The 11913-nt window shown below is 73.2% G+C and carries 12 protein-coding genes; 7 read left to right on the top strand and 5 right to left on the bottom strand.

Going from position 1 to position 11913, the window contains the following annotated elements; translation table 11 throughout:
* Positions 1-85: 85 nt before the first annotated feature.
* The 5 genes from D6B71_RS21495 to D6B71_RS21475 are packed head-to-tail and all read right to left on the bottom strand — an operon-like array spanning position 86 to position 3800.
* Positions 86-1015 (bottom strand): hypothetical protein, encoded by a 930-nt coding sequence (locus D6B71_RS21495; protein WP_121258861.1) that lies wholly within the window; start codon positions 1013-1015, stop codon positions 86-88.
* 5 nt (positions 1016-1020) lie between these two features.
* Positions 1021-1527: a DUF6328 family protein gene (locus D6B71_RS21490; RefSeq protein WP_206051909.1), complete on the bottom strand. Its 507-nt coding sequence runs from the start codon at positions 1525-1527 to the stop codon at positions 1021-1023.
* 28 nt (positions 1528-1555) lie between these two features.
* On the bottom strand, positions 1556-2107 hold the full coding sequence (locus D6B71_RS21485; protein ID WP_121258860.1) for a YbaK/EbsC family protein: 552 nt from the start codon (positions 2105-2107) through the stop codon (positions 1556-1558).
* A 59-nt stretch (positions 2108-2166) separates the two neighbouring features.
* A complete protein-coding gene (locus D6B71_RS21480) occupies positions 2167-2466 on the bottom strand; it encodes a hypothetical protein (protein ID WP_121258859.1) in 300 nt (99 codons plus the stop codon).
* A gap of 35 nt (positions 2467-2501) precedes the next feature.
* The gene (locus D6B71_RS21475) at positions 2502-3800 is read right to left on the bottom strand and encodes a PspC domain-containing protein (protein WP_121258858.1); all 1299 of its coding nucleotides are present in this window, start codon (positions 3798-3800) and stop codon (positions 2502-2504) included.
* A 142-nt stretch (positions 3801-3942) separates the two neighbouring features.
* On the opposite strand from D6B71_RS21475, the gene D6B71_RS21470 reads away from it, so the two are divergent.
* From D6B71_RS21470 to D6B71_RS21440, 7 genes are all read left to right on the top strand, one after another.
* Positions 3943-5250, top strand: a complete 1308-nt coding sequence (locus D6B71_RS21470; protein ID WP_121258857.1) for an ATP-binding protein — start codon at positions 3943-3945, stop codon at positions 5248-5250.
* Positions 5247-5930 (top strand): LuxR C-terminal-related transcriptional regulator, encoded by a 684-nt coding sequence (locus tag D6B71_RS21465; protein ID WP_121258856.1) that lies wholly within the window; start codon positions 5247-5249, stop codon positions 5928-5930. Before D6B71_RS21470 ends, D6B71_RS21465 begins: the two co-directional genes overlap by 4 nt.
* A 101-nt stretch (positions 5931-6031) precedes the next feature.
* On the top strand, positions 6032-7480 hold the full coding sequence (locus tag D6B71_RS21460; RefSeq protein WP_121258855.1) for an APC family permease: 1449 nt from the start codon (positions 6032-6034) through the stop codon (positions 7478-7480).
* A gap of 35 nt (positions 7481-7515) precedes the next feature.
* Positions 7516-7872 (top strand): hypothetical protein, encoded by a 357-nt coding sequence (locus D6B71_RS21455; RefSeq protein ID WP_121258854.1) that lies wholly within the window; start codon positions 7516-7518, stop codon positions 7870-7872.
* Positions 7873-8018: 146 nt separating this feature from the next.
* The gene (locus tag D6B71_RS21450) at positions 8019-10445 is read left to right on the top strand and encodes a chemotaxis protein CheW (RefSeq protein WP_121258853.1); all 2427 of its coding nucleotides are present in this window, start codon (positions 8019-8021) and stop codon (positions 10443-10445) included.
* Positions 10442-10858: a chemotaxis protein CheW gene (locus D6B71_RS21445; RefSeq protein ID WP_121258852.1), complete on the top strand. Its 417-nt coding sequence runs from the start codon at positions 10442-10444 to the stop codon at positions 10856-10858. The genes D6B71_RS21450 and D6B71_RS21445 overlap by 4 nt, the downstream gene beginning before the upstream one ends.
* Positions 10859-10873: 15 nt before the next feature.
* On the top strand, positions 10874-11913 hold a 1040-nt coding region (locus D6B71_RS21440; protein WP_164519771.1), incomplete at its 3' end, for a HAMP domain-containing protein.

Below are 11913 nucleotides of genomic sequence, written 5' to 3'. Positions count from 1 at the left end.
GCTCACGCTACGGAACGCCTCCGGCAGGCAGCGAATCGTTTTCGGGGGCCTGGGCGGGGAGCGTGAGCAGCGACACGGCCGCCGCTCATCCGGCGAGACCGCAGGCCTCCTGGGCGAAGGCGATCGCGGCGTCGGCGCCGTCCGGCGGCATCCGCAACAGCAGCTGGCCCGGCTGCCCGCCGACGCGCAGTCGCAGCCGGAAGGCGGTGGCGCCGCCGGCCTCCAAGAAGGCGTGGGCGTCGCATCGGGCCGGCCGCACCGGCAACTCGAGGCGCCGGACCGCGTCCGGGCCGGTGAGCCGGGCCCGGGTCCGCCACACGTCGCTGCCCACGGGGGTGAACAGCGGCGTGCCCGACACGCTCACGAGCCGCGCCGGAGGGCCGGACCGGCCGGTGGGGCGCACGCGCAGCACCAGCGTGCCGGTGCCGCCCTCTCCGGCACGGTCGGCGACGACCCGCTCGGACCACGACACCCGCACCACCTCGGCGAGCGCCAGCTCCAGGCAGCGGGCGGCGGCGAAGCGGCCGATCACGTCGGTGGCGTCCTGCACCGGCACCGCCCGTCGCCCACCCGGCAGGAGCACCCGCAGCGCCGGGCTGACGCGACCGGGGTGGTCGCCGCAGACCGGTCGGTCCGGCAGCAGCAGCGGGAAGCCCCGCTCGGACTGGGAGGGGATCGGCCGCAGGCGGTCGCCGCGGAGCGGCACCGGCAACCGCGCGTCGCGGAAGACGACCGCCTTCGGACGCAGCGCCCGGGCGGTGTCGTTGTGCACCCACACCTGGGCCCGGCCGAGCGCGACGTCCCTGGAGGACTGCCTGATCTCGGCGCTGACTCGCCCGCTGGGCGGTTGCTGCGGCGGCAGCGGGATCGGCGTGAGCGTGCTGACCGGCGGGCTCGGGTCGACCCGGTGCGGACCGTCGGCCGCGCCGGTGTCGCCGCTGCCCAGACACCCGGCCGTCGTCGCCGCGAGCAGGAGCGCGGCGGCCGTCCGGGCCGCCGCGGCCAGCCCTCGCACCGCCGTCAGCCCTCTCCGCTGCCCGGATCGGGGTCGCGGGCCAGCCACCAGGGCCGCACGACCAGCAGCAGGACGACGACGGAGCCGATGCCGCAGCCGGCGACGACGGCGGCGGGACGCGAGACCACCACGTCGAAGACGAACAGCGAGATGCCGGTGATCAGCAGGCCGACCAGGGTGAGCGCCACGGCCGAGAGCCGGTGGGCGTTGTCGACGACCTTCTCCTTCACGTGCTGCCCGGACAGCTTGCGATGCACCGCGACCGGTGCCATCACGGTGGCGGTGGTGAGGACGGCCAGCACCACCAGTACGAGGTAGCAGGCGCGCTGGACGTCGTCGAGGTCCTCGAAGGTCTCCTGGAACGGCAGCGTGAGCAGGAAGCCGGCGGTCAGCTGGGCCCCGGTCTGCATCACCCGCAGCTCCTGCAGCAGGTCGTTCCACTTCCGGTCGAGCCGCTCCTCCTCGGTCTCGCGACGACCCGAGTGGGGGTTCGCCTCGCGCTGGTTCACCACGGCCGCTCCTCGTGCACCTCCACCGCGATCACCCCACCGGGATCCCGAGGTCGTCGACGAGCTCCGCCCCCGGCAGCTCGGCCAGGAGAGGACCGGGCAGCAGCAGCTTCGAGCGCCGCAGCCCGGAGCCGATCACCGCCACCTCGACGCCGGTGGCTCGGCGGTCGACCAGCACCCGCCAGGCACGGGGCAGCCCGACCGGTGTGATGCCGCCGTACTCCATCCCGGACTCCTCGACCGCCCGGTCGGTGGACAGGAACGACGCCTTGCGCACGTCGAGGGTGCGCTTGACGAGGTTGTTCACGTCGGCGCGGGTGTCGGCGCTCACCACGCAGGCGGCGACCCGCTCCTCGCCGGCGCGCCGGCCGGCCACCACGACGCAGTTGGCGCTGGCCGCGAGGGGGAGTGCATAGGCGGAGGTGAGCTCTGCGGTGTCGGCCAGGTCCGGGTCGATCGCGACGACGCCGACCCGGTCGCGGTGCGCCCAGTCGGAGAGGGCGGCCGCGACCGGGTCGGCGAGCAGGTCGGGGTGGTCGAGGGCGGGCAGCGGGTCCAGGCCACCCAGGCGAGGCAGGGTCACCGGGCCATCCTGGACCCGGTGGCCCGCTGTTGGGGAGACCCCCGCCGATGCGACGAGGCTCAGCGATCGGTGTCGGGGTCCGCGGCCGACCGGCGGCGCCGGACCCCGAACCCGCGCAGGGTCGTCGCCACCAGGCCCGCCGCCCCGGCCAGCACCCACGGCAGCGGCAGCAGCCAGCGGACGTCGTCGCCCTCGACGGTGTCGGACTGGACCACCGCCCAGATCGCGACCAGGCCGAGGAAGGCCAGCCCCATCACCAGGTAGCCGACGTCGACGGGGTGCCGGCCGCCGGGCCGGTCTCCCTGCCGGTCGTCGTCGGTGATCGTGGAGCCTGACTGGGGGAGGGGAGCGGTGGACATGCTGTCTCCTGACAGAGCGTCGTGCGGCTGGGTGCTCATCGGGTCACGACCGTGATCTGCCCGACGCTGACCTCGAGCTCGAGGTCGAGGCGGGGCGCGTTGCCCGGGCCGGCGTCTCGGAAGACGTGGTCGGTGACGTCGACGCCGCCGGACTCCTCCCCGAACACGTCCAGCCCGCCGACACCGTTGACGTCGGCGGTGACGTCCACGTCGAGGCCGTCGGGCACGACCACCCGGATCTCGCCGGCGTTGTTGTGCAGGCGCACGGTGCGCCCGTCGAGCGCGTCGAGGTCGGCGACCCCGGTCAGGTCGAGCTCGAGCTCGCCGGCGTTGATGTCGTAGTCCGGGGCGACCTGCGACGAGGTCAGCGGCCGCTCGGTCGTGACGCTTCCGTCGACCTTGTCGGCGGCCGTGGTCAGGCCCATCGCAGCGGCGGCGAGCAGCCCGACGAGGATGAGGCCCCCGGCCCGTCCCCAGAACGCGCCGACCACCAGCATCAGGCCGCACACGGCCACCACCAGCGCCGGGTAGCCCGCCGGTGCCACGTCGGTGCCGGCCTGGTCGATCATGCCGAGCACGCCCAGGCCGAGGGTCGCCAGCGCCATCGTGAACCAGAACAGGACCGGTCCGCGCCGGCGCGGCGGGCGGACGGGCCCGCCGGCCGGCGGGTAGGCCGGGCCGTAGCCGGACTGGCCGGTCGGCCCGTACGCCGGGCCATACGCCGGGCCGTACGCCGGCCCGTACGCCGGGCCGTAGCCTGGCCCGCGGCCCGCCTCGGAGACCGGCGCAGGGCCGGCCGCGGGGGACGGGGGGGCACCGGACCAGCCCGGCGGAGGCGGCACGGGCCCGGTGGTGCCACCGGGGGTGCCGGGGGGTGCGACGGGCGTCGACGACGAGCGTTGGGAGAGCACCACCAGCACGATCGCGCCCACGATCAGCAGCGGCCACGGGAAGCCGACGAACCCCCAGCTGTCGCCGAGGAGCACCAGCACCGACACCGCTGCCACGATGGCCAGCGCGGCCAGCCGGCTGCGCTCGTCGAGGTGGAGCGGCGCCTCCGTGGCGCCGTCCTCGGGCAGCAGCAGCCAGCACGCGCCGTACAGCAGGAGCCCGGCGCCGCCGAAGAAAGCCAGCACCACGAACGCGACCCGCAGGATGACCGGGTCGATGTCGAGGTGGCGGCCGAGCCCGCCGGCGACGCCGGCGACGTGCCGGTCGGTGACGGTACGCCGCAGCCGGCCGAGGTCGCGGACCTCCTCGCGGCTGACACGGGGCCCGGAGTCCCCGGGGGTCGGGGAGGGGCCGGAGGGGGCGTCGGGAGGGGTCGTGGTCATGGCTCAAGCCTGCTCCCGTCCGGCCTCGCGCACCATCGGGGACGCCCCTGATCCCGGCCGGGGCGGGGCGGGGCCGGCTCAGGGTCGAGTCGGGGTCGGTCCTCATGTGCCGCGACGCCGCCTGTGTGACGATGGAACGGACATGAGCAGCGCATCCACGGCCGCCCCGCGCGCCACCCGCCGCGCGACCCGGGACAGCCAGGAGCCGATCATCGGCGGGGTGGCCGCCGGCCTGGCCAGACACCTCGGGCTGCCGGTGGTCTGGGTGCGCGCGGCCTTCCTGGTCGGCGCGTTCTTCGGCGGCCTCGGGTTGATGTTCTACGCCGGGCTCTGGCTGGTGCTGCCGTCGGACTCCCGGTTCGTCGAGGAGGCCCCGGGGCTGGCCAGTGCCAGTCGGGGCGGGCGCCGGCCCGGCCGGAGGCGGCGACTCAGCGACGTGGGGCCGGCGATCGCGCTCGCGGCACTGGGCTTCGGTGGCCTGCTCGCGGTCGAGGCCGTCTTCGGGCGGGGCGTCGTGCTGTGGCCGGTCCTGTTGGCGGTGGTCGGCATCGCGCTGCTGTGGCGGCAGGCCGACGAGGCTCAGCGCGAGCGCTGGCTCGACACCTCGGGCCGGATCGACCCGGTGCGCATCGTCTTCGGCAGCGGCGGCTGGGCCGCCTACGCCCGGGTGGCGGCGGGCGTGGTGTTCGTGGCGAGCGCGTTCTTGGTGTTCGGCCTCGACAACGGCTCGCTGCAGCAGGCACGCGGCGCCCTGATCGCCGGCGGCCTCGGCATGGTCGGCGTCGGGCTGGTCGTCGGCCCGTGGGTGTTCCGGCTCGCCTCCGACCTGACCGCCGAGCGCGAGGAGCGGGTGCGCAGTCAGGAGCGTGCGGACGTCGCCGCCCACCTGCACGACTCGGTGCTGCAGACCTTGGCGCTGATCCAGAAGAGCGCCGACGACGGGCCCACCGTGGCCCGGCTGGCGCGGGCCCAGGAGCGCGACCTGCGGGCCTGGCTCTACTCCGGCGAGGCCACCGATGAGCGCACCCTGGCGAGCGCCGTGCGCGGGGCGGCGGCCGACGTCGAGGACGCCCACGGGGTCTCGGTCGACGTGGTCGCTGTCGGAGACTGCGACTTCGACGAGGCGTTGCGGCCGCTGGTGGCCGCAACGCGCGAGGCGGTCACCAACGCGGCCAAGCACGCCGGCACCGGCCGCGTCGACGTCTACGTCGAGGTGAGCGAGGCCGCGGTCGACGTGTTCGTGCGCGACCGGGGCGCCGGCTTCGACCCCGAGTCGGTGCCGGCCGACCGGCACGGGGTGCGCCACTCGATCCTGGACCGGATGCACCGTCACGGCGGCACCGCCTCGGTCCGCTCCACCCCCGGCGAGGGCACCGAGGTGCGCCTGCACCTGCCGCGGCCCGAGTCCCCGACGTCCGGTCCGATCCCCGACCCAGGAGGCACCCCATGAACGAGGGCAGCACCGGCCCGACCGCCGCACCGCGCCACCCCGGCCCGGCGCGGGTGGTGATCGTCGACGACCACGCGATGTTCCGCCGCGGTGTCCGGGCCGAGCTGGGCGGCGCCGTGGAGCTGCTGGCCGAGGCCGCCGACGTCGACGAGGCGGTGGCCGCGGTGCTCGCGCACCGGCCCGACGTGGTGCTGCTCGACGTGCACCTGCCGGGCGGCGGCGGCGTCGAGGTGATGCGCCGTGCCGCCACCCGGGTGCCGGAGACCCGCTTCCTGGCACTGTCGGTGAGCGACGCGGCCGAGGACGTCATCGGCACGATCCGTGGCGGTGCCCGCGGCTATGTCACCAAGACCATCACCGGCCCCGAGCTGGTCGCGGCGATCCGCCGGGTGGCCGACGGCGACGCGGTGTTCTCGCCGCGGTTGGCCGGGTTCGTGCTCGACGCGTTCGCGGGGTCGATCGAGGTGGCCGCGGTCGATGAGGACCTCGACCGGCTCACCGAGCGTGAGCGTGAGGTGATGCGGCTGATCGCCCGCGGCTACTCCTACAAGGAGGTCGCCCGCGAGCTGTTCATCTCGATCAAGACCGTCGAGACCCACATGTCCAACGTGCTGCGCAAGCTGCAGCTCTCCTCCCGTCACGAGCTCACCAGGTGGGCCTCGGACCGCCGCCTCCTCTGAGAGACCGGTGCCCGGCGGGCCACCACGTCCGCGGTTTCCGCTCGCCCGGTGCCGGGTACTCCTCGGCACGCCCTCGAGTGAGGGTCGGCGAAGGGGGAGACATGAGTCAGGCAGCCGCCGGCGGCAGTGCGGTCGACACCGAGGCGGTCCCGGCCGCCGATCGTGAGGGCGCCACGCTCAAACGCACGATCAGCGGCCGGATGCTCTTCTTCTACGTGTTGGGGGACGTGCTCGGGTCGGGCATCTACGTGCTGATCGGCGCGGTGGCGGGGGCCGTCGGTGGCGCGTTCTGGGTCGCGTTCGCGGTCGGCGTCACCGTCGCGACGGTGACCGGGCTCGCCTACGCCGAGCTGGTCACGAAGTACCCCCGGGCCGCGGGGGCCGCGCTCTTCGTCAGCCAGGCGTTCCGCAGCCCGGTGCTGACGTTCCTGATCACCGTCTGCATGCTCTCGGCGACGTTCGCGGCCGCCGGGTCGCTGGCCACCGGCTTCGCGGCGTACTTCCACCAGGTGTGGTCGCTGCCGCCCGGCCTGCTGGTCGCCCTCGGCTTCCTGGTGCTGCTCGCCGTGGTCAACTTCGTCGGCATCACCGAGTCGGTCGTGGCGAACATGGTGATGACCTGCGTGGAGGTGCTCGGGCTGGTCGCGATCGTCGGCATCGGCATCTGGTACGTCGCCGAGGGCAACGCCGACTTCGGCACGCTGGTGGAGTTCAAGGCCGAGGGCAGCCCGGTGCTGGCGGTGGTGGCCGGTGTCGCGCTGGCGTTCTTCGCGATGACCGGGTTCGAGAACGCCGCCAACGTGGCCGAGGAGACCGTCGAGCCGAAGAAGGCGTTCCCGCGGGCGCTGGTGGGCGGCATGGCCACCGCCGGGGTCATCTATGTGCTGGTGGCGATGAGCGCGGGACTGGTCGTGTCCAGCAGCACGCTCGCCGACTCTCCGGCCGCCCTGATCGAGGTGGTCGAGGCCGGCGTGCTGCCGGTGTCGGTGACCGTGCTCGCCACCGTCTTCGCCGTGGTCGCGATGGTCGCGATCGCCAACACCACCCTGGTCGCGGTCGTCACCCAGTCGCGCATCCTGTTCGGCATGGCCCGGGAGGACGTCGTGCCGGGTGTGTTCGCCCGGGTCCACGAGCGCCGGCGCAGCCCTTGGGTGGCCCTGCTGTTCTCGGCCCTGGTCGTCGGCAGCCTGCTGGTGGCCGGTGCGGTGCTCAACCGGACCGGCATCGGCATCGACGTGGTGACCCGGCTGGCCACGGTGACGGTGGTGTTCACGCTCGTCATCTACGCGCTGGTGATCGTCTCGGCGCTCCGGCTCCGCGGCCGCGACGAGAGCGGGGAGACGTTCCGGGCGCCGACGGTGCTGCTGCACCTCGGGATCCTCGGCAACGCGGTGCTGCTGGGCTACGTCGTGTACGACGACCCGGCGTCGCTGCTGTGGTGTGCGGCGCTGCTCGGCGTCGGCATCCTGCTGTTCCTGCTCGAGCTCGCCTTCGGACGCCGCGACCGTCAACCGGGCGCCTCGAGCGGTGCCGAGCACGTGGCTCACTGAGTGGCTCTCTGAACAGACCCCATAGGCTCAGGCGCATGGACACCCTGCGTCTGATCCTGCTGCTCGTGCACCTGCTCGGCTTCGCGGCCCTGCTGGGTGGCCTGCTGACCCAGGTCCGGCTGCCGGAGAAGGTCGTCAACCCGATGATGCGCGATGGTGCCGGCACCGCCTTCCTCGCCGGGCTCGCGCTGGTGGGCGTGCTCGAAGCCGGTGACGGCGAGGTCAACCACGCCAAGGTCGGCGTCAAGCTGGCCGTCGGCCTGGTGATCTTGGTGCTGGTCATGGCGAACACCCGCAAGGAGCGCATCCCCCAGGGCCTGTGGGCCGGGCTGCTGCTGCTCACGGTCGCCAACGTTGCCGTCGCGCTGTTCTGGTCGCCCGCGCACCAGTGATCTGAGCTCTCCCCAGCCCCACCGAGCATCCTCCGAGCGCCCGCGGGGCCACACCGGGCCTCGCCTTTGCACCCAACCCTCTCAGGTCGCCCCGTCGGCGACCGATGGAACGGGCGTCTGACCAAGACGACGAGAGGCGTGCGGCGGTGGATGAGATCGACGAGATCGTCCAGGAGTTCCTCGTGGAGAGCCACGAGAACCTCGACCAGCTCGACCGGGACCTGGTGGCGCTCGAGCGCGAACCGGACTCGCGGGAGCTGCTCGGGAGCATCTTCCGGACGATCCACACCATCAAGGGGACCAGTGGGTTCCTGGCCTTCGGCAACCTGGAGGCGGTCACCCACGTAGGTGAGAACCTGCTGGCCCGGTTGCGCGACGGCAAGATGTCGATGACCCCGAGCACCACCGACGTGCTGCTCGCGATGGTCGACTCCGTGCGAGAGCTGCTCGCGGCGATCGAGACCGACGGCACCGAGGGCTCCGTGGACGTCGGCCCCGTGGTCGACCGGATCACCGCGGTGCTCGAGGGCCGGGCCGAGGCGGCCGAGCCGGACCCGACGCCCATCGAGGAGCTGCTCCCGCCGGAGGTGGTGGCCGAGGAGCCGGGCGAGCCGGTGGCCGTCGAGCCGGTGGATGTCGAGCCCGAGGACGCCGAGTCCGAGGACGCCGAGCCGCCGGCGGAGGCCGTCGAGCCCGAGCCTGAGCCCGTCGCCGAGGTGGCGCCTGCGCCCGTCCCGGTCGCCGAGCCCGCACTCGCGGCCGAGCCTGCCGCACCCGCCCCCCAGAGCACCCCGACGCCGGCTCGCCCTCCCAAGGCAAGCAGCACCCCCGGGCCGGAGTCGGGGGCAGACGAGACCGTCGCCGCTCGACGCAACGTCGCCGACTCCTCGATCCGGGTCGACGTCGAGCTGCTCGACGCGCTGATGCGTCTGGTGGGCGAGCTGGTGCTCACCCGCAACCAGATCGTGCGACAGGCCGGCGAGCAGGAGGGCCTGGACCTCATGCGGTCCGCCCAGCGGCTCAACCTGATCGCGACCGAGCTGCAGGAGGGGGTCATGAAGACCCGCATGCAGCCGATCGACCACCTCTGGTCCAAGCTGCCCCGGGTCGTCCGCGACCTCGGTGCGGCCTTCGACAAGAAGGTCTCGCTGGTCATGGTCGGTCGCGAGACCGAACTGGACCGGTCGCTGCTGGAGTCGGTCAAGGACCCGCTCACGCACCTGGTGCGCAACGCCGTGGACCACGGTCTGGAGACGTCCGCCGAGCGGCGCGCGGCCGGCAAGCCGGCCGAGGGCGTGCTCACCTTGCGCGCCTACCACGAGGGCGGCCAGGTCGTCGTCGAGGTCAACGACGACGGCGCCGGCATCGACGCCGACAAGATCGCGGCCAAGGCGATCGAGAAGGGTGTGCGCACCCAGGCTCAGCTGGCTCAGCTCACGCCCAACGACATCCTCCAGCTGATCTTCCTGCCCGGGTTCTCGACCGCCGAGAAGGTCACGAACGTGTCCGGCCGCGGTGTCGGCATGGACGTGGTCAAGACCAACATCGAGAGCATCGGCGGCACCATCGAGGTCGAGTCGGTCCTGGGGCGCGGCACCACCTGCCGGCTGCGCATTCCGCTCACGCTGGCGATCGTGCCGGCCCTGACCGTGGAGTGCGCCGGTGACCGCTACGCCATCCCGCAGGTCAGCCTGCTCGAGCTGGTGGCGCTGGACGCAGACCGGGCGGCCACCGAGGTCGAGGACGTCAACGGCGCCCAGGTCTACCGGCTGCGCGGCAGCCTGCTCCCGCTGGTCCGGCTCACCGACGTCCTCGACGTCGAGTCCGACCGCGCCGACGGCCACGTGCTGATCGCGGTGCTCCAGGCCGAGGGCAAGAGGTTCGGGCTGGTCATCGACCGGGTGCTGTCGACCGAGGAGATCGTCGTGAAGCCGCTCGGCTCACGACTCAAGGCGCTGGGCACCTACTCCGGTGCCACCATCCTCGGCGACGGTCGCGTCGCACTGATCCTCGACGTCCAGGCGCTCGCTCGTCGGGCGCTGACCGCCGAGGCGCTCGAGCGGGGTGGCCTGGCCAACGAGGACCAGGTCCGCGAGAGCACCGAGCACCTGCGGATGCTGATCGCCGGCATCGGCGGCGGACGCCGGGTGGCGATCCCGCTGTCGTCGGTGACGCGTCTGGAGAACATCCCGACCGCCTCGGTCGAGCAGGTCGGACACCGCGAGGTGGTCCAGTACCGCGGCGCGATCCTGCCGCTGCTCTTCCTCAACCGGCACCTGGGTGCGATCAGCGAGCGCGAGAGCGACGACCTGGTGGTCGTCGTCTACTCGGCCGGCAACCGCAGCGTGGCGATCGTCGTCGACGAGATCATCGACATCGTCGACGAGGCCGCCGAGGTGCACAGCGACATCGACGACCACGGTCTGCTGGGCTCCGCGCTCATCCGCGACCGGATCGTCGAGGTCCTCGACGTGCGGGCCGCCATTCTCGCGGCGGACCCGAAGTTCTACTCGGCGCCCGAGTTCGAGGTCGACCTCGGACTGGACACCGACCAGCTGCAGGAGGCGATGTGAGCACCCGACTGGTGACCTTCACCCTCGACGGGCGCCTCTACGGCGTCGACGTCGACGCGGTCCAGGAGGTGCTGCGCGGGCTGCCCCGCACCCGCATCCCCCTGGCGCCGACGACCCTGGCCGGCCTGATCAACCTGCGTGGCCAGGTGCTCAGCGCCGTCGACATGCGCGAGCAGCTCGGCCTGCCGCCGCGAGCCGCCGACGAGGAGCCGATGCTCGTCGTCATCCGGGTCGCCGGCGAGCCGGTCGCCCTGCTCGTCGACACCATCGGCGCCGTCGTCGACGTCGAGGACGACCAGTTCGAGTCCCCGCCGGACACCCTGTCCGGCACCGCGCGTGACCTCCTTCTCGGGGCCTACAAGCTGGACCACCAGCTGCTACTCGCACTCGACGTGGCAAAAGCCGCAGCCTGAGAGGAACAACCCACCATGAAGTCTCCCATCGCCTGGACGGTCGGCCGCCGGCTCACCGCCATCGCGGGCATCGGCATCGTCTCGACCGTGGCCGTCGGCGCCGTCGCCCTGCAGGGGCTGACCACGCTGAACGACCTCGGCGCCGAGGCGGGCCGCTACCAGAACCTGAACACCGCGATGCAAGCGCTGGACACCCGGGCCTCCGAGCTCAAGGCCGACGCCTACCTCGCGGTCTCCAGCCCGGACCCCGAGAGCGTGGTCGCCGACGCGCAGGAGGACGTCGGGAAGCTGATGGGCGTCATCGACGCCATCGAGGAGAACGCCACCGACGAAGAGTCACAGGATGCGGAGAACGCGAACTTCCGCGCCGCGTTCGAGGAGTACGGCGCCGCGGTCGTCGCCTTCACCGAGCAGGCGGCTCAGGACCAAGAGCGCGCCGCGGCCGGGCTGGCGGACATCCAGGCGGCCAACAGCGGCACCGACGAGCTCCTCGAGGGCTACATGGCGGCGATCGGGGCCGCAGGGGAGGACGCGGTTCAGAAGCAGTCCGACACCCGAAGCCGCACGATCACGTTCACGCTGGTCGCGGCGGTCCTGGGGGTGCTGTCCCTGGCCGTGCTGGCCTGGATGATCGCCCGCTCGATCACCCGGCCGCTGCGCAGCAGCATCGACGTGCTGGCCGCGTTCGCGGGCGGCGACCTCACCCAGCGGGCCGAGGAGCGCTCCGCCGCCGAGCTCGGCGAGCTCGAGCGGGCGCTGAACCGCTCGATGGAGTCCGTCGGCGGCATCATCGACGCGGTCGCAGGCTCGGCCGACGCGGTCGCGGCCGCCTCCGAGCAGCTCTCCTCGTCGTCGCAGCAGATCGCGGCGGGTGCTGAGGAGACGTCGGTGCAGGCGGGTGTGGTCTCGGGTGCTGCGGAGGAGGTCAGCCGCAACGTGGGAACGGTGGCGGCTGGTTCGGAGCAGATGGGGGCGTCGATCCGGGAGATCGCGCATTCGGCGAACGAGGCTGCTCGGGTGGCGTCGCAGGCGGTGTCGATGGTGGACAGCACCAA

Source organism: Nocardioides ferulae, from assembly GCF_003660455.1.
GTDB classification, from domain to species: domain Bacteria; phylum Actinomycetota; class Actinomycetes; order Propionibacteriales; family Nocardioidaceae; genus Nocardioides; species Nocardioides ferulae.
Note: the sequence above shows the minus strand (reverse complement) of the source record. Positions and strands in the feature narration are given on the sequence as shown.